General features: G+C 60.9%; 13 protein-coding genes. 8 read left to right on the plus strand and 5 right to left on the minus strand.

The window, feature by feature from the left end; all coding sequences use genetic code 11:
* The first annotated feature begins 13 nt into the window (after window positions 1-13).
* Both pseC and pseB read left to right on the plus strand, forming a co-directional pair.
* Window positions 14-1,180 carry a UDP-4-amino-4,6-dideoxy-N-acetyl-beta-L-altrosamine transaminase gene (gene pseC, locus Thiofri_RS22865; protein WP_009148797.1) on the plus strand — a complete coding sequence of 389 codons (1,167 nt, stop codon included), beginning with the start codon at window positions 14-16 and terminating at the stop codon, window positions 1,178-1,180.
* Between the two features lie 83 nt (window positions 1,181-1,263).
* Window positions 1,264-2,259, plus strand: coding sequence for a UDP-N-acetylglucosamine 4,6-dehydratase (inverting) (pseB, locus tag Thiofri_RS22870; RefSeq protein ID WP_009148799.1), 996 nt, complete (start codon window positions 1,264-1,266; stop codon window positions 2,257-2,259).
* 80 nt (window positions 2,260-2,339) lie between these two features.
* Here pseB and ppsA read toward each other — a convergent pair whose 3' ends face one another.
* Complete coding sequence (gene ppsA, locus Thiofri_RS22875) at window positions 2,340-4,715, minus strand: phosphoenolpyruvate synthase (protein ID WP_009148801.1); 2,376 nt, start codon at window positions 4,713-4,715, stop codon at window positions 2,340-2,342.
* A gap of 303 nt (window positions 4,716-5,018) precedes the next feature.
* Here ppsA and Thiofri_RS22880 point away from each other — a divergent pair, with 303 nt between their 5' ends.
* Window positions 5,019-6,380 carry a TrpB-like pyridoxal phosphate-dependent enzyme gene (locus Thiofri_RS22880; protein ID WP_040856757.1) on the plus strand — a complete coding sequence of 454 codons (1,362 nt, stop codon included), beginning with the start codon at window positions 5,019-5,021 and terminating at the stop codon, window positions 6,378-6,380.
* A 440-nt stretch (window positions 6,381-6,820) separates the two neighbouring features.
* On the plus strand, window positions 6,821-6,919 hold the full coding sequence (locus Thiofri_RS24900) for a PIN domain-containing protein (protein ID WP_407702952.1): 99 nt from the start codon (window positions 6,821-6,823) through the stop codon (window positions 6,917-6,919).
* Between the two features lie 79 nt (window positions 6,920-6,998).
* Here Thiofri_RS24900 and Thiofri_RS22885 read toward each other — a convergent pair whose 3' ends face one another.
* From Thiofri_RS22885 to gltB, 4 genes are all read right to left on the minus strand, one after another.
* Window positions 6,999-8,054 carry a hypothetical protein gene (locus tag Thiofri_RS22885; protein WP_143741882.1) on the minus strand — a complete coding sequence of 352 codons (1,056 nt, stop codon included), beginning with the start codon at window positions 8,052-8,054 and terminating at the stop codon, window positions 6,999-7,001.
* Between the two features lie 90 nt (window positions 8,055-8,144).
* A complete protein-coding gene (locus tag Thiofri_RS22890; protein WP_009148808.1) occupies window positions 8,145-9,287 on the minus strand; it encodes a calcium:proton antiporter in 1,143 nt (380 codons plus the stop codon).
* Window positions 9,288-9,513: 226 nt separating this feature from the next.
* The gene (locus Thiofri_RS22895) at window positions 9,514-10,980 is read right to left on the minus strand and encodes a glutamate synthase subunit beta (RefSeq protein ID WP_009148810.1); all 1,467 of its coding nucleotides are present in this window, start codon (window positions 10,978-10,980) and stop codon (window positions 9,514-9,516) included.
* Window positions 10,973-15,694 (minus strand): glutamate synthase large subunit, encoded by a 4,722-nt coding sequence (gene gltB / locus Thiofri_RS22900; RefSeq protein WP_040856765.1) that lies wholly within the window; start codon window positions 15,692-15,694, stop codon window positions 10,973-10,975. The genes Thiofri_RS22895 and gltB overlap by 8 nt, the downstream gene beginning before the upstream one ends.
* Before the next feature lie 754 nt (window positions 15,695-16,448).
* Between gltB and rpsP the strand changes: the two genes are divergently transcribed.
* From rpsP to rplS, 4 genes are all read left to right on the plus strand, one after another.
* Window positions 16,449-16,709, plus strand: coding sequence for a 30S ribosomal protein S16 (gene rpsP / locus Thiofri_RS22905; RefSeq protein ID WP_009148813.1), 261 nt, complete (start codon window positions 16,449-16,451; stop codon window positions 16,707-16,709).
* A gap of 244 nt (window positions 16,710-16,953) precedes the next feature.
* A complete protein-coding gene (gene rimM / locus Thiofri_RS22910) occupies window positions 16,954-17,523 on the plus strand; it encodes a ribosome maturation factor RimM (RefSeq protein ID WP_009148814.1) in 570 nt (189 codons plus the stop codon).
* A 43-nt stretch (window positions 17,524-17,566) separates the two neighbouring features.
* Window positions 17,567-18,334, plus strand: coding sequence for a tRNA (guanosine(37)-N1)-methyltransferase TrmD (gene trmD / locus Thiofri_RS22915; RefSeq protein WP_009148816.1), 768 nt, complete (start codon window positions 17,567-17,569; stop codon window positions 18,332-18,334).
* Complete coding sequence (gene rplS, locus Thiofri_RS22920) at window positions 18,331-18,675, plus strand: 50S ribosomal protein L19 (protein WP_009148817.1); 345 nt, start codon at window positions 18,331-18,333, stop codon at window positions 18,673-18,675. The genes trmD and rplS overlap by 4 nt, the downstream gene beginning before the upstream one ends.
* Window positions 18,676-18,681: the final 6 nt, after the last annotated feature.

Genomic DNA, 18,681 nt, shown 5'->3' on the forward strand with positions numbered 1-18,681 from the left:
TGGACGCCCGCCTTTGACCCAAACCCGCATCCCCTACGGCTGGCATCAGATTACCGAAGACGACATCGCCGCTGTCGTCTCGGTGCTGCGCCATGGCCAGCTGACCCAGGGCGAGCAGGCGGCTGGCTTCGAGCGCGAACTGGCCGCCTACTGCGGCGCGGCGCATGGCATTGCTTGCAACTCTGGCAGTTCCGCCCTGCTGCTGGCCTGCCAGGCGCTGGGACTCAAGCCTGGCGACAGTCTCTGGACCTCGGCGCTTACCTTCGTTGCCTCGGCAAGCTGTGGTCTACATTGCGGGGCTCGCATTGAGCTGGTCGATATCGAGCCAGATACCGGCCTTCTTTCTATTTCAGCGCTTCAGGACAAGCTCTGGCAAGCCCGGCGCGCGGGTCGCCTGCCGCGCGTTCTGGTGCCCGTCCATTATGCCGGGCGCCCGTGCGACATGGAGGCCATCGGCGCGCTGGCGGCGGAGTTTGGCTTTGCGGTGATTGAAGACGCGGCTCATGCGTTAGGCGCGACCGAATTGCAAGACGCTAACAGCCGCATCGGCAACGCTCGCCATAGCGATGCGGTAGTCTTCAGCTTTCACCCGGTCAAGCTGCTGACAACCGGCGAAGGCGGCATGGTGATGACGAATGATCCGCTGCTGGCCGAGCGCCTCGCCCGGCTGCGCAGTCATGACATTCAACGCACACATGCCAGCGAAGAGCCCGACTGGCGCTATGAGATTCAAAATCCAGGGTATAACTTCCGCCTGAGCGACATCCAGGCCGCCCTCGGGCGGAGTCAGCTCGGGCGCATCGACACTCTGCTCGAGCGCCGCCGCGCGCTGGCGTGTCGTTACCATGGGCGCCTGACCGGCACCAGGCTCAAGTTGCCGCCGACGGATGCCGATGAACACTCTGCCTGGCATTTATACTGCGTGCAATGCGCCAGCAGCGCCGAGCGACGAGCGCTGTATGATGCCTTCCAGCGCGCATCAATTGGCGTTCAGGTCCATTACCAGCCGCTCTATCGGCTAGAACTGTTCGCCAATCGCGGCTGGCAGCCCAAGCAGTTTCCGGGGGCCGAGGCGTTTTATGCTGGCGCCCTGTCCCTGCCGCTTTTCCCGGATCTGAGCGAGGCTGCACAGGATGAGGTCATCTCGGTGATCGAGCGCACGATGACCCGTGTTGTTTGAGCCCGCATTTGAACCGCCGCAGAAAAAATCAGCAACGCGAACGATCCGCGACAGGCCAAGGACAGCACAAAGGACAAACAGCCATGCTTGATGATCAGGTCATTCTCGTTACCGGTGGCACCGGCTCCTTCGGGACCGCCTTTACCCGGCGGGTGCTCAAGGATTACAAACCACGCAAGTTAATTATCTTCTCGCGTGATGAACTCAAGCAGTACGAAATGGCCCAGGTGTTTCCCGAGCAGCGCTACCGGGCCATTCGCTATTTTTTGGGCGACGTGCGTGACAAGGAGCGCCTGCACCGAGCCTTCGATGGCGTCGATATCGTCATCCACGCCGCCGCGCTCAAGCAGGTGCCGGCTTGCGAGTACAACCCGCTTGAGGCCATCAACACCAATATCCTCGGCGCCTCTAACGTCGTCGATGCTGCGATCGACTTCCATGTCGGCAAGGTGATCGCACTCAGCACCGACAAGGCGGCCAACCCGATCAACCTCTATGGCGCAACCAAGCTTTGCTCGGATAAGCTCTTTGTGGCGGCCAATAGCCTCTCAGGTCCAAAGACCACGCGTTTTTCGGTGGTGCGCTACGGCAATGTGGTGGGCTCGCGCGGCAGTGTCATCCCCTACTTTCAGCGTCTACAGAGTGAAGGCCGCCTGCCGGTGACCGACAGGCGGATGACGCGTTTCTGGATTACGCTCGATCAGGGCGTGGATTTTGTGCTGGCCTGCCTCGAACGCATGCAGGGCGGTGAGGTGTTCATCCCCAAAATCCCGAGTATGAATATCCTTGACTTGGCGCAGGCCATCTGCCCGGAGTGCCAGATCGAGGAAGCCGGCATTCGCCCCGGGGAGAAACTGCACGAGGTGCTGCTTCCCGAGGATGACTCCCGCAACGCCATTGAATTTCAAGATTATTTTGCGCTACATCGCCACAACGGCGGGCGTTCGGCGACTGATCCGCGCCTAACCGGCGGCGGGCGCTGGTGTGACGAGGGTTTTCGCTACGCCAGCGACAGCAATGATCGCTGGTTGTCGGTTGACGAACTCAAGGCAATGATCGCGGGGTTGGATTCGGCTTAGAGAGTTTTCCAAAAACGCTTTATCTCCCTATCCTTAATGCCGGCTTTGGCGAATCCATTCGCCGCTGCCGGCCACCCCTCTCACCCACCTTTCTCGGCCAGATACAGCCAGGTGTCGATCACGGTGTCGGGATTGAGCGACACACTGCTGATGCCCTGTTTGACCAGCCAGTCAGCCAGATCGGGATGGTCCGACGGCCCCTGGCCACAGATGCCGACGTACTTGCCCTGTGACTTGCAAGCGGTAATGGCCATCTCGAGCATTTTCTTCACCGCCGGATCGCGCTCGTCGAAAGACTCGGCCACCAGCGCGGAGTCGCGATCCAGGCCCAGGGTGAGCTGAGTCATATCGTTGGAGCCGATGGAGAAGCCGTCGAAGTATTCCAGGAACTCATCGGCCAGCACGGCATTAGAGGGCAGCTCGCACATCATGATGAGCTTGAGTCCCTGCTCGCCGCGCTTCAGCCCCTGCGCGGCCAGGGCCTCGGTCACTCCCTTGGCCTGCGCCAGGGTGCGCACGAAGGGAATCATGATCTGCACATTGCTCAAGCCCATGGTCTCGCGCACGGTACGCAGGGCCTCGCATTCCATCGCGAAGCAGTCCTTGAAGTCTGGCGACAGATAGCGCCCGGCGCCGCGGAAGCCGATCATGGGGTTTTCTTCGTGTGGCTCGTAGCGCGGCCCGGCGATGAGATTGGCGTATTCGTTCGATTTGAAATCCGACATACGCACAATCACCGGATTGGGCGCGAAGGCGGCGGCCAGGGTGGAAATCCCTTCGACCAGGCGCATCACAAAAAACTCGCGCGGCCCCGGATAGGCGGCGATGCGCGGGGCGATCTCGGCTTTCAGCTCAGCGGGGAGCTGGTCATATTCCAGCAGCGCCTTGGGATGGATGCCGATCATGTTGTTGATAATGAATTCCAGCCGCGCCAGGCCGACCCCGGCATTGGGCGTACCGGCAAAGGCGAAGGCACGCTCCGGGTTACCGACATTCATCATGACTTTCACCGGCACCTCGGGCATTTTCTCAAGCGGGATCTGCTTGTGCTCGAACTCCAGTAACCCCTGATAGACATAGCCGGTGTCGCCCTCGGCGCAGGAGACGGTCACCTCGGCGCCCTCGGCGATGCGGTCGGTTGCGTCGTTACAGCCGACCACAGCCGGCACGCCCAGCTCGCGCGCGATAATGGCAGCATGGCAGGTGCGCCCGCCGCGATTGGTGACAATGGCCGCCGCGCGCTTCATCACCGGCTCCCAGTCCGGGTCGGTCATGTCGGCGATGAGCACGTCACCCGCCTTCACCTGGTCCATGTTGGCGAGCGAGGTCACCACCCGCGCACGACCGGCACCAATGCGGTTACCGATGCTGCGCCCGCTCGCGACCACTGTACCTTGTTGTAACAGCCGGTAGCGCTCCAGCACGCCGCCGGTGCGGCTCTGCACGGTCTCCGGGCGCGCCTGGACCACATAGAGTTGGCCATCCTGCCCGTCCTTGGCCCATTCGATGTCCATCGGGCGGCCATAGTGCTGCTCAATGAGCACCGCTTGACGGGCGAGCGCCTCGACTTCCTCGTCAGAAATACAGAAAAGCCCGCGCAGATCTTCGGGCACATCCTCGGTGCGCACCGGCGGCTTGCTGCCAGGCTCTGCGTAGACCATGCGCACCGCTTTGTCGCCAACCTCGCGCCGCAGCACCGCCGGGCGCTCGGCGGCCAGCGTAGGCTTATGCACGTAGAATTCGTCCGGGTTGACTGCGCCCTGTACCACCATTTCGCCCAGGCCGAAGCTTGCGGTAATAAATACGGCATCGCGAAAGCCGGATTCGGTATCCAGGGTGAACATGACGCCACTGGCAGCCAGATCGGAGCGCACCATGCGCTGGACGCCGGCCGAGAGCGCCACCTCGGCATGGGTGAAGCCCTGATGCACGCGGTAAGAAATGGCGCGGTCGTTGTAGAGCGAGGCGAAGACTTCTTTGATGGCATGCTTGATGTGGTCAAGCCCCTGCACATTCAGAAAGGTCTCCTGCTGACCGGCAAAGGAGGCATCGGGCAAGTCTTCCGCCGTGGCCGAGGAGCGCACGGCCCAGGAAGCCTCGCCCGGACCCGAGCCGGCATCGGCGGTCAGAGTCGCATAGGCATCATCAATGGCCTGCTCCAATGCCGGCGGAAAGGGCTGATCCATGATCCAACCACGAATGCGCGGCCCGGCCTCGCTCAAGGCGGCAATGTCCTCGACATCCAGGCTCTCCAATTCGGCGGCAATTTTCCCATCCAGCCCATCGACAGCAAGAAAATCCCGATACGCCTGCGCCGTGGTGGCAAAACCACCCGGCACCCGCACCCCGACCTTGGTCAGGTGCTGAATCATCTCGCCCAGAGAGGCATTCTTGCCGCCCACCACAGGCACGTCCGACATGCCCAACTCGCTCAGCCACCGCACAGTTTCAGTCATCGACAGTCACCTCAAGCCTGGCCAGCGATCACTCGCATCCTGACCACGCCGTTGGCCCGCGCCCAAAGGCGCAGGCATCCAGTGTCATAGCGGCGACCGCAACCAGCAGCGGCATACCGCTCCCCAAAAGGTGCAATATAACGCAGAAGCGCGGGTTAAGAACCCCAGGAAGACTGCACGGATCCAAACCCGGCAGCTCCATCGCCCGAGTTCACAATGGCGCTGCGCTGGTCGATTGAGGCAAAATCGCCTTATGCATCCTGCAGCAAACCTCTCACCATCAAAAAGAGACCAACAAGAACCATGAGCGACACCGTCAAATACCTGCTCGACGAACAGCACCTGCCCAAGGCCTGGTACAACATCAACGCCGACATGCCCGAGCCCATGGCCCCGGTGCTGCATCCTGGCACCAAGCAGCCGATTGGCCCGGATGATCTGGCCGTGATCTTCCCGCGCGCGGTGATCGAGCAGGAAATGAGCACCGAGCGGGAGATCGAAATCCCCGAACCGGTGCGCGAGGTCTACCGGCAATGGCGGCCATCGCCGCTGTTTCGCGCCCGTCGACTGGAAAAGGCGCTCGATACCCCGGCGCGTATTTATTACAAATACGAGGGCGTGAGCCCCGCTGGTAGCCACAAGCCCAACACCGCCATTCCCCAAGCGTTCTATAACAAGCAGGAAGGGGTCAAGCGCATCACCACCGAGACCGGTGCCGGGCAGTGGGGCTCGTCGCTGGCGCTGGCCGGAACTTTTTTTGGACTGGAGATCGTCGTCTACATGGTGCGGGTCAGCTTTGACCACAAACCCTATCGGCGCGCCTTCATGGAGACCTTCGGCGCCCAATGTATCGCGAGCCCCAGTAATACGACCGAGGCTGGACGTGCCATTCTCGCCGGGCATCCCGACAGCACGGGCAGCTTAGGCATTGCCATCAGCGAGGCGGTCGAACTCGCCGCGCAGCGCGATGACACCAAGTATGCGCTCGGCAGTGTGCTCAACCATGTGCTCTTGCACCAGACAGTGACGGGCATCGAGGCAAAAGAGCAGATGGCGATGGCCGATGATTATCCGGACATGGTCATCGGCTGCACCGGCGGCGGCAGTAACTTTGCCGGGCTGGCTTTCCCGTTTCTTGAGGAACGCCTGCGACAAGGACGTGACATCGAGTTCATCGCCGTGGAGCCATCGGCTTGCCCGACCCTGACCAAGGGCGCCTTTGCTTACGACTTTGGCGACACCGCCCATCTAACGCCATTGGTCAAGATGTACACCCTCGGCTCTGGCTTCGTACCGCCGGGCTTTCATGCCGGCGGGTTGCGTTACCACGGCATGGCACCGCAGATCAGCCATCTGAGCAAGCTCGGGCTGCTCAACCCGCGCTCGTACAATCAGCTCGAGTGCTTTGCCGCCGGCATTACCTTCGCCAAGGCCGAAGGCATCCTGCCTGCGCCGGAGGCCAACCACGCGGTGCGCGGCGCCATCCATGAGGCCGAGAAATGCCGCGAATCGGGCGAATCCAAGGCGATTCTGTTCAACCTCTGCGGCCATGGACACTTCGACATGCAGGCCTACATGGACTACACGGCCGGCAAGCTGAAGGATCTGACCTACGATGAGTCCGAAGTGGCCATGGCACTGGCGGGGCTGCCGTCGGTCGGCTAAACGGCTGGAGAAACGTCCATAATACACGCAACACTCTCTAGCAATTTGCAGCTCTCGTTCCCCAAGACCGCGCATAAACAACTGGGGCTCGAACCTGGGCAGCAATTCGTGGTGGTGGCGCGAGGGCGGGTCATCGAGTTGGTACCGACACAGTCGCTGCAGCAAGCACGTGGACTGCTTGCTGGTCTCAGCGACGCGCCAATGGACTATCGTGACCGTTCGGAACACTCGGCGCCGTGAATTTGATCGATACTTGTGGCTGGATTGGGTGGCTCACAGATGGTGTGCTGCGCGATGACTTCAGGCCCTATTTCGACCATCCCGAGCGCCTGATCACGCCAACATCGGTACAATTCGAGTGATACAAATGGGTCGGCTGCCACCAAGACACGCTGGCGGCCGACCTATCGATAGCCCACAAGCTATCGTTTGCCGATGCAATCATCTACGCCACTGCCCGGTATCATCAGGCGGCGCTAATCACTTCGGATGATCATTTCCTGGGACTGCCCGAGGTGGTCTTTTTCAAAAAGCACTAAAGCTGTAATGCCGAACGTCATCTCCGAGATCGATATCGAACCATTTTGATCATGTCAGCAAGGCTGGGCTGCTGGGCCTTTACACCTGAAGCCGGATGCCCTGATCCTGCACCAGCGCCTCCCAGTTTGGGTAGGGTGGCGGTGCCTGGTAACTGTGGTGACGGCGGTCATATTGCCCTGATATCCCGGTGATGACGGACATCAAGTCGGTTGCGGCTGCTTTGACGCCATCGTCCGTGACTCTTACTCCGGCCCAGAAGTCATTGCCTGGCCAGGAGACCGGATCCCAGGCGACCACACTGTAGAGGCGGCACTGGCTGAAATCGTCCCCGGGCTCGGCATAGCGCTCGGGAGCACAAAGCTGGGGCTTGTCGGCATTGCCCTGCAGGAAAGGCCGCACCCGCAGTGACAGGCTAGCGAACTCGACCTGCTGGTTGGTGCATTCAATGTAGGGGTCGTAGTAAACCAGCTTAATGTGTTTTAACTTTGCGGCATGGCGTTGCAGCAGCGCGACGAGCGCCTCCTGCAACCGTGCACCGAGTGAACCAGCAAAAGGACCGGCAAACTGGCCACAGCCTAGCCCTGGCAGGGTTACGACTGCCGCTTGCCCGCGTTTAGCGGCATCAGCATCGGCGTACTCAAGCAACGGCAGCAACCGACGCTCATAGAGGGCGTTATAGCCGACTGGATCAATCGCATTATCCCGGGTAACCGCGTCCCAGTCGGCCGGCCTGCACCCACGGCCGTTACGCAACAGCGCACCTGGAATGAAAAGCAGGGTCGCGAACAGGGGCTGGTCGTGAATCTCTGGGCTCTGGTGGCGACCGTCATCAAAAACCTGCACCGGCACGGCCAGGCCAAGATCGCCGAGCAGCGACAACTCGGTTGCATTCCAATCGCGCCCGTCGCCATAAACGGCCGATTCAGCGAAGTATTGCGGCCGTTTGGTGTTGACCAAGCGTTGCAGGAATTCCCGATCACTGAGCGCAGCGGCGGCATCACCGCCGAGTTCCGCGCGCAGATAACCGCCAGCCCTGGTTGGCCCCTGCGCGGCCAGATGTTCGCGATAGGCGGCCAGCGCCTGCGCGGCCTCGGCATGCAAGAGCCATTGATAAGCCCCTGGCTTTGGGGACATTTCTGCCGCCATAATGAACGGACTCCCGCGCTCAAAGACCGCACATTGCCTTGTCAGGCTAGCCACCCAGGCAATGCTGACTCGCCAGGATTAAGGCGCGAAAATCAGCATCAGGTAAGCCAGAAACAAGGTGAGATGGACAACGCCCTGCAAGAGATTGGTGTTCGCGGCACTGAAGGTGACCATGGAGACCATCAGGGTGACCACCAGCATCAGCATGTCAGCGCCCTGCAATCCTAATTCGACCGTTTTTCCGGTGACCAGGCTGATAACCAGCACCGCCGGCACCGTCAAGCCGATAGTCGCCATCACGGAACCGAGAAATATATTGACGGCGCGCTGGAGCCGATCAGCGAGCGCCGCCTGGACCGCACCCACGGCCTCTGGCGTCAACACCAAAGCCGCGACAATGAAACCGCCGAGTGCTGCCGGCAGATGCAGTTCTTCAATGCCATAATCGACCGGAGCAGCAAGCTTTTTTGCCAGCAGGACCACAGGGATCAGGTAGGCTAGCAGAAGCAGGGCGTGGAAAGGTACTGAACGCAGCGGGAATATGCCGTGCCCATGCTCAGCGTCCCCACTGACGGCCTGGGCCGCCGGATCGGTAAAATAGTGCTTGTGACGCAGAGTTTGGATGGCAAGGAAGGTCCCGTAGAGCGCAACGCAGATGAAAATCAGGAAGACAGATTGAAACCCGCTCAGGGTCGGCGCTGCGGTGGTCACAGTCACATTGGGCAACGCCAGGGTGAGCAGAGCCAGCGGAATAATGACTGACAAATAAGCATTGGCGCCCTGCAGGTTGTAGGACTGCTCGCCATGGCGCAGCGCGCCGAGCAGCAGGGTGAGCCCCACCATGCCGTTGAGCACAATCATGATCACGGCGAACATGGTATCGCGCGCCAAGGTAGGATTATTGCTGCCACCCAGCATGAGCGCGGCGATCATCAGCACCTCGATGGAGATCACCGACAGAGTCAGAATCAGGGTGCCATAGGGCTCACCGAGCTTCAGTGCCAGACAATCCGCATGGTGCACCACCTTGAGCGCGGCCCAAAGAATGACCGCAAACAGCCAGCCAAACATCAGGGCAAGCCATAGAGGATTGCTCAGGTCGGAAAGCCAGTCCTTGCCGAACGCCAGAAAAGCCAGCGTTGTCGCCAAGACAACAATGAGCGGTACCTCGGCGCGTAACGCCTGATTCACCTGTCCACTCTGCTTGGTGTCTCCGTCCATGATGTTCCTCGGGTAAGGGTTGGATGAACGCGCCCCACTGCACGTCTTGGCCCGGACCCTCAGCCTGCAACGGAATCATACGCGAGAGACGCTGGCGAGCTGGTGGGACGGGACATTTACTGCAACGAAAGAAGTCATTCTGCGTCGCGCGGCCATGCCAACCACAGCCAGCTCGGTTGACAGGCCCGCTAAGTCGAGGGGATAAGATCATCCCCGAAGGTCTGTTTCAGCGCGGCAGGTCGCTGCGTCCCATCAGCCATTCATCGACAGCACGCGCGCACTGGCGACCTTCGCGGATTGCCCAGACGACCAGGGACTGGCCACGACGCATGTCGCCGGCGGCGAAGACGCCTTCGACACTGGTGGCATAGGCGTGCTCGCCCTCGGTACTGGCCTGGACATTGCCACGGCCGTCGAGTGCGAGGCCGGCGCTGTCTTTCAGTTCCTCAAGCATGCCCTCGTGCACTGGGTGAACGAAGCCCATGGCCAGCAGCACCAGATCAGCCGGCATCTCGGCCTCGGAGCCTGGCACTTCGCTCATCTGCCAACGACCGCTGTCGTCCTTGTCCCAACGCACCAGGACGTATTTCAGCGCCTTGACGCGGTTCTCACCGTCGCTGACGAAGGCTTTGGTGAGCACATTCCACATGCGCTGGCAGCCTTCTTCCTGCGAGGTAGAGGTGCGCATCTTGTTTGGCCAGTTGGGCCAGGTCAGGCCTTTGTCTTCCTTGGCTGGCGGCTGGTCGAGGATTTCGATCTGGGTGATGGATTTGGCACCATGGCGGTTGGAGGTGCCAATGCAGTCAGAGCCGGTGTCACCGCCGCCGATGACCACCACATGCTTGCCCTCGGCGCTGATGAAGTCCTCGTCTGGCACAAAGACGCCCTGCACCCGCTTAGAGTTGGCGCGCAGCAAGTCCATAGCAAAGTGAATGCCATCGAAGCTGCGCCCGGGCACATCGAGATCGCGCGCTTTCTCGGAGCCACCGCAGAGCACCAGAGCGTCATGGTCGCGCTTCAGGTCCTCAAGCGGAATATCGACGCCAACATGGCAGTTGGTGTGGAACTCCACGCCCTCGGCGCGCATCTGGCTCATGCGCCTGTCGATCAGGGTTTTGCTCAGTTTAAAGTCGGGGATGCCATAGCGGAGCAGACCGCCGATGCGGTCTTCTTTCTCGAACAGGGCCACGGCATGGCCGGCACGCGCGAGTTGCTGCGCTGCGGCCAGTCCCGAGGGGCCGGAACCAATCACCGCCACCTTCTTGCCACTGCGATGGGCGGGTACCTGGGGTTTGACCCAGCCTTCCTCCCAGGCGCGATCTACAATAGCGCGCTCGATGGCTTTAATAGCGACTGGGTTGTCGTCGATATTGAGCGTGCAGGACGCCTCGCAGGGCGCCGGGCAGATACGACCGGTGAACTCCGGAAAGTTGTTAGTGGAGTGCAGGACTTCAATCGCGGTTTGCCAGTCCTGGCGATAGACCAGGTCGTTCCAATCCGGAATGATGTTGTTGACCGGGCAGCCCTGATGACAGTAGGGAATGCCACAGTCCATGCAACGCGCGCCCTGGATGCTAAGCTCGCTGTCCGTGAGTGGCAGCGCAAACTCCGAATAATGGACAATGCGATCACCGACCGGCTGAAGCCCAAGCTCAGCGCGCGCATATTCCATAAAACCTGTTGGCTTACCCATGTTCGACAACCCCCTTGTGAAGTGCGCTGGGGTGTGGCTTGGACGGACTTGGCGGGTGCCGCTGACTCGACTGCATCTGCTCGAGCGCCTGGCGGTAGTCGACCGGCATCACCTTGACGAACTTGCCCAGCATCTCCTCCCAGTGCTCAAGAATATGCGCCGCCACCGCCGAGTTGGTGTGATGCTTGTGCTTGAGAATGAGTTGCTTGAGCCGCGCGGCGTCATGGCGAGTCATGTCGCTGCTGATGTCCACCAGCCCCAAAGATTCCAGATCACCGCCCTGATGTGCGCTCATCTCGAGTGCCTCGTCTTCTGCCTCAATGGGCTCAAGCTCCACCATGGCCAAGTTGCACCGCTCAGCAAAAGTGCCGTCTTCGTCGAGCACATAGGCGATACCGCCTGACATGCCGGCTGCGAAGTTGCGCCCGGTTGGCCCCAAGCAGACCATGATGCCGCCAGTCATGTACTCACAGCCATGGTCGCCAACGCCCTCAACCACAGCGACAGCGCCTGAGTTGCGCACGCAGAAGCGCTCGCCCGCCACGCCGCGGAAGAAACACTCGCCGCTAATGGCGCCGTAGAGCACAGTATTGCCGACGATGATGTTGTCCTCGGCACGCTCGATGCTTGAATTCGCCGGTGGGTAGATAATCAACCGCCCGCCAGAGAGGCCCTTGCCGACATAGTCGTTGGCCTCACCTTGCAGTTCGATGGTCACGCCATGCGCCAGCCATGCGCCGAAGGACTGGCCGGCGATGCCGCGCGCACTGATGAAAATGCTGTCTTCCGGCAGGCCCTGATAACCATAACGCTCGGCCACCCGGCCTGAGAGCATGGTGCCGACGGTGCGATTGAAGTTGCGCAATTCGGTCTCGATGCGCACCGCTTGCCCTTGCTCCAGCGCGGGTGCGGCCTGACGGATCAGCTCGTGGTCCAGAGCTTTTTCCAGCCCATGATCCTGGGTCTCGCTGTTGAAGATCTTCACCTCGGGGCCGACTTGTGGCTTGGCAAGAATGCGCGAGAAATCCAGACCCTGCGCTTTCCAATGGTCGATGGCGCGGCGCATTTCCAGCCGATCCATCTGACCGATCATGTCGTCAAAGCGCCGATAGCCAAGCTTGGCCATTAGTGCGCGCACTTCCTCGGCAATAAAGAAGAAGAAGTTAATCACATGCTCGGGCTGGCCGGTGAAGCGTCGACGCAGTTCGGGGTCTTGCGTCGCCACCCCGACCGGGCAGGTGTTCAGATGGCACTTGCGCATCATGATGCAGCCGGCGGCAATCAGCGGCGCGGTGGCAAAGCCGAACTCATCCGCCCCGAGCAGGGCGCCTATGACCACGTCGCGACCGGTACGCAGACCGCCGTCGACCTGCACCGCGATGCGCCCGCGCAGGCGGTTGAGCACCAAGGTCTGATGGGTCTCGGCCAGGCCGATCTCCCATGGAGAGCCGGCGTGCTTGATGGAGGTAAGCGGACTGGCACCGGTGCCGCCGTCGTAGCCGGCGATGGTGACATGATCGGCATGGGCTTTGGAAACGCCCGCAGCCACTGTACCGACGCCGATCTCAGAGACCAGCTTGACGCTGATGCGTGCCTTGGGATTGGCGTTTTTCAGGTCATGGATCAGCTGGGCCAGATCCTCAATGGAATAGATATCGTGATGCGGCGGCGGTGAGATCAGCCCCACGCCTGGGGTGGAATGACGCACCCGCGCAATCTGGGCATTGACCTTATGGCCCGGCAGCTGACCGCCTTCACCCGGCTTGGCACCCTGGGCGACTTTGATCTGAATATCGTCGGCATTGACCAGATACTCGACCGTCACCCCAAAGCGGCCCGAAGCGACTTGCTTGATCGCCGAGCGCTCGGGGTTCATAGAGCCATCCGGCAGCGGCTTGAAGCGCTCGGGCTCCTCGCCACCCTCGCCGGTGTTGGACTTGCCGCCAATGGCGTTCATGGCCTTCGCGAGCGTGGAATGCGCCTCGTAGCTGATGGAGCCGAAGCTCATGGCGCCAGTGGCAAAGCGCTTGACGATTTCCTTGGTCGGCTCGACCTCGTCGATGGGGATGGGCTGATCCGCCCACTTGAAGTCCATCAGGCCGCGGAAGGTCAGCAGGCGTTCGTTCTGTTCGTTGATCTGGCGGGCGAAGTCGGCAAAGGTCTTGGCATCATTGCCGCGCACCGCGTGCTGCAGCTGGGTGATGCTTTGCGGCGTCCAGACGTGATCCTCGCCACGCAGGCGGTAGGCGTAGTCGCCACCGGCGTCGAGCTGGCGCAGCAGGACTTGATCGTTGCCATAGGCTTGCTGGTGCCAACGCACTGCTTCCTCAGCCACCTCGGCTAAGCCCACACCTGCCACCTGGCTTGCGGTGCCGGTGAAATAATGATCGATAAAGCCTTGGTTCAGCCCCACGGCGTCGAAAATCTGCGCGCCACAGTAGCTCTGGAAGGTAGAAATGCCCATCTTGGACATGACCTTTTTCAGCCCCTTGCCAACGGCCTTGATATAGCGGCTTTGGGCGTCCTCGAAGCTGTCCGGGGCGCCAGCGCCAGCCGGCAGGCGTGCCAGCATGGCCTCAATGGTGTCAAAGGCCAGATAGGGATTGATCGCCTCGGCGCCGTAACCGGCCAGAGTGGCGAAGTGATGCACCTCGAGCGCCGCGCCGGTTTCTACCACTAGGCCTGAGCTGGTGCGCAGACCGCGGCGGATCAGATGATGATGCACAGCAGAGGTGGCGAGCAGCGCCGGGATGCCAATGAAATCGCGATTGGAGGCACGGTCGGACAGAATCAGAATGTTGTATCCGGCCAGCACCGCCTGTCCGGCCTCGTCGCACAGGCGTTCCAGCGCCGCGCCCATGCCGTCGGCACCCTCGGTCGCCGGGTAGACGATGTCGAGATTCTTGGTGCGGAAGGCGCCGCCCGAGTTGTCCTCAATGTGGCGAATGCGCTCAAGGTCTTCGTTGGTCAGCACGGGTTGGTCGACTTCCAGACGCCAATGCCAGTTGCCGTCCTCGCCCGCCTCCTGAATGCCAAGCAGATTGGGTCGCGGGCCGATCAGCGACACCAGCGACATGACCAGCTCCTCGCGGATGGGGTCGATGGCCGGGTTGGTGACCTGGGCGAAGTTCTGCTTGAAGTAGGTCGACAGATGCTTGGAGCGCGCCGAGAGCACCGAAGGCGGGTTGTCCGCGCCCATGGAGCCAATGGCCTCCTGCCCGGTCAGGACCATGGGCGTGAGCAGGAACTTGATGTCTTCCTGGGTGTAGCCAAAGGACTGCTGGGCGTCGAGCAGCACGTCCTCGGTCGGCGCCATGGGGGCGACATCGGTCGGCAGGGAGTCCAAACGAATCTGGGTACGGTTGAGCCACTCGCGATAGGGCTGGGCGTTTGCCAATTCGTGCTTGATCTCGGCATCATCAATGATGCGGCCCTGTTCGAGATCGATCAGGAACATCTTGCCTGGCTGCAGGCGCCACTTCTTGATGATGCGCTCTTCGGCGATGTCGAGCACACCCATCTCGGAGCCCATGATGACCATGTCATCGTTGGTCACCAGATAGCGCGCCGGGCGCAGACCGTTGCGATCAAGCGTGGCGCCGATCTGGCGTCCGTCGGTGAAGGCCACAGCCGCCGGGCCGTCCCAGGGCTCCATCAGGGCGGCATGGTATTCGTAAAAGGCGCGCCGCTCCTCATCCATCTGCTTGTTGCCGGACCATGCTTCGGGGATCAGGATCATCATGGCATGAGCCAGCGAATAGCCACCCATCACTAGGAGCTCGAGTGCGTTGTCGAAGCAGGCCGAGTCCGATTGGCCTTCTGGGATCAGCGGCCAGATGCTGTCGAGGTCTTCGCCGAGAACATCCGAGCGCATGGTGTGACGGCGCGCCGCCATCCAGTTCACGTTGCCGCGCAAGGTGTTGATCTCGCCATTGTGGCAGATCATGCGGAAAGGCTGCGCCAGGTCCCAGGTGGGGAAGGTGTTGGTCGAGAAGCGCTGATGCACCAGCGCCAGCGCCGAGGCAAAGCGCTCGTCCTGAAGATCAAGGTAATAATTGCCGACCTGATCGGCCAGCAGCATGCCCTTGTAATTGATGGTGCGCGAGGACATGGAGGACACGTAATAGGCCGTCTTGTCGAAACCAGCGGCGCGTATGGCGTTGTCCATGCGCTTGCGAATAACAAACAGCTTGCGCTCGAAGTCATCTTGATCTTTACAGTTGGGTCCGCAGGCAACAAACACCTGGCGCGTGACCGGCTCCGAAGGCAAGACGCTCTCGCCCAGATCGCTGTTATCCACCGGCACATCGCGCCAGCCAAGCACTGTCTGGCCGCCGTCGCTCAGATGCTGCTCGACCGTGGCCTGCATCTGTTGCCGGGCTTGGTCATCGCGCGGCAGGAACACCATGCCGACGCCATAGTGCGCAGGCTCTGGCAGTTCGAAGTCGAGTTGCTTTGACTCTGCCAGGGCGCGAAAGAAGGCATCTGGCATCTGCACCAGAATGCCGGCACCATCGCCGGCCTTGGGGTCGGCACCTACCGCGCCGCGATGGGTCAGGCGGTGCAGAATCTCCAGCCCCTGCTGGACGATCTGATGGCTTTGCTGGTTCTTAATATGGCAGACAAAGCCGACACCGCAGGCGTCATGCTCATGTGCCGGGTCATACAGACCTTGGGCAGGCGGCAGAGTACCTGGACGGAGAGGCGAATCCATCATTGTGGATGCCTTGGCGTTCTTCAGGGGCGTCATCTAGCGACCTCGCTGAAACCGTTGCGAATTGCGGACCATTGTCCATGCCTGGGGCAGGTATTAACGCTTATGGCGCCGCGCCACCCCGGGGACTGAACCTGTTGGGTCAGGTATACCGAAACCCTTTGAGATTTCGGCTCGTTTTGGGCCGGGTGACGGCCACGGGGGACGCCGTGAATACCTCCCTGTAGGCTTCCCGGCGGCATCCCTGATCCGATCAAGGGCCGCCGAGACCCCCGTGGCCGTCACCCGGCCCAAAACCGAAAACCCGTTTGCAGTTGGTAAAACACCCTCGGGGTTAACTTTATGAGAGCTGCGACGATAGTGGCTGGGAACCTCTGGAAAAGAGCGTCACCTTGCTTGAGGTCCATGGTTTAAGCACTGGGGCATTCGCACCGGACCATCAGCAACAGGGCGAACAACCACCGTCGCGACCGAACGCGGCATGATAAGGCAGATGCGAAGGCTATGCCAGCCGGGAGGTTCTTAACCCGATTCTCCGGGCCAGAATTCTCATGGGCCTGCTTCTCATTGGCCGGATGCCCATGGGGGGCGACCCAGGCCGGCGAACCGGGCGCGGCAAGAAGGGCAATTTTAATGTTTCTTTATCTCGCCTGTCGAGGTAAACTGGATGGTTTGACGTATTCAGGGTTTCCTACGGCTCCGGTTTACCCAGGGCCGATGGGTACGGTTGTCGATTCCTACAGGTTGAGGACTCATGGTCAAGATTCGTTTGTCGCGTGGTGGTGCCAAGAAACGGCCATTTTATCAGATCGTCGTAGCGGACATCCGCTGCACGCGTGATGGCAAGTATATTGAGCGCATTGGTTTTTTCAATCCCGGCGCCAAGGGTGGCGAGGAACGGCTGCGGGTTGATCGCGCGCGAGCCGAGCACTGGATGGGCCAGGGTGCGCAACCAACAGAGCGGGTCGCGCATTTGCTGAAAACAGCGGCCAAACAGGTGCAAGCAGCGGCTTAAACCCTGTCTCGTCATTTGCCCCTTGCAGCCGCGCTCGGATGAGCCGCCCTGCGTTTGATCGACCGCACTTGATCGACCAGGTTTCTATCGCCCAGGGTTCCATCAGCGATTGATCTAACGAGTGCCGGGAGATCAACACCGGGCCCCTTGATTGGATACGGGATTGGAAACGGGATCTGGAAACGGGATTGGAAATGGCGACTGGGAATGCCCGCTGCGCTATAGGCACTGAAAACACATTTTCATGGCTCCGGGCAGCGCGTTTCCAGATTCTGATCGCCGAGTCGTCTTAGGGCGCATCGTTGGCGTTTTCGGTGTCCGCGGCTGGGTCAAGGTACTCTCTGAGACCGAACCGCTTGAGAATATCCTGACCTACTCTCCTTGGTTGCTCAGCGGCCCTCCCGGTGATGGAATCCCCGGTGGTGTGATCCCCGGCGCTGAACCAAAGGCATCCGGCTGGAGAGTGGTGCAGAGCCAGCGGCACCGCAAGGGCTTGATTGTCCGCCTTAAGGATTGCGACGACCGCGACCAAGCGCAGACGCTCGTCGGAGCTGAAATCGCCGTGCAGCGCAGTCAGTTGCCACCACCGGCGGTTGATGAGTTTTACTGGACGGATCTTGAGGGACTGAGCGTCGAGACCATTGCTGGCGACTCGCTCGGGGTGGTGGACCACCTACTGGCAACAGGCGCGAACGATGTGCTGGTGATTCGTGGTGAACGGGAACGGCTGATACCCTTTGTCTGGGACAGAGTCATCCGGGAGTTGGATTTCGAGCGCGGGCGAATCAGCGTCGATTGGGATCCTGACTTCTGACACCGGATCTGTTAATCCAGATTCCTGAAGCGGGACTTCTGACGTGCGTTTTGACGTAATCACGCTGTTCCCGGAGCAGTTTCGCATCCTGTCCGGCGAAGGCGTGGTAGCGCGCGCATTGGGCAGCGGGATTGCCGAGTTGCATCTGTGGAATCCGCGCGATTTTGCGCTCGGTGCGCATCGGCGGGTCGATGACCGGCCCTACGGTGGCGGACCAGGCATGGTGATGTTGTTCGAGCCGCTGGCGGCAGCCATCGCCGCAGCGCGTGCGGCCTCGCCGGGCGCGCAAGTGGCTTATCTGTCGCCTCAGGGAAGAACGCTCGATCAGCAAGCGATGATTGACTTCGCCTCGGCGCCTGGCTGGATTCTGCTCGCCGGGCGCTATGAGGGCATCGACGAGCGCTTGCTTGCAAGCTGCATCGATCAGGAATGGTCAATTGGCGATTATGTGCTAAGTGGCGGCGAACTGCCGGCCATGGTTGTAATGGATGCGGTGATCCGCCTGCTACCGGGCGCTCTGGGACATGAGCGCTCGGCGTGCGAGGACTCACACATGAATGGGCTGCTGGACTGTCCGCATTTCAGCCGTCCGGAACAGATCGACGGTCTGCGGGTGCCGGAGGTTCTGCTCAGTGGCGACCATGGCGCCATCGCGCGCTGGCGGCGTCAGCAAGCGCTGGGACGGACCTGGCTGAGGCGCCCGGATTTGCTCGCGAAAATGACACTTGATAACGACGAGCAGCAGTTGCTGCAGGATTTTATTCAAGCTCGGCAGGCCGCCGCGCTGGATTCAGGAGAAATCGAACCATGAGTAATGTAATTCTTGAGCTTGAGCGCGAGCAGATGACGCGCGAGATTCCGCCCTTCGCCCCAGGCGACACCGTGGTCGTGCAGGTGAAGGTGACCGAAGGCAACCGCGAGCGTCTACAGGCCTTTGAAGGCGTTTGTATCGCCAAGCGCAATCGCGGTCTCAACTCCGCCTTCACACTGCGCAAGGTCTCGCATGGCGAGGGCATCGAGCGAGTATTCCAAACCTACAGCCCGGCGATTGCCGACATCAATGTCAAGCGTCGCGGCGATGTGCGCCGGGCCAAACTCTATTACCTGCGCGATCGCTCAGGCAAGTCGGCACGCATCAAAGAAAAGGTCTGACACGCC

It is taken from the genome of Thiorhodovibrio frisius (assembly GCF_033954835.1).
In the GTDB taxonomy this organism is placed as follows: Bacteria; Pseudomonadota; Gammaproteobacteria; order Chromatiales; family Chromatiaceae; genus Thiorhodovibrio; species Thiorhodovibrio frisius.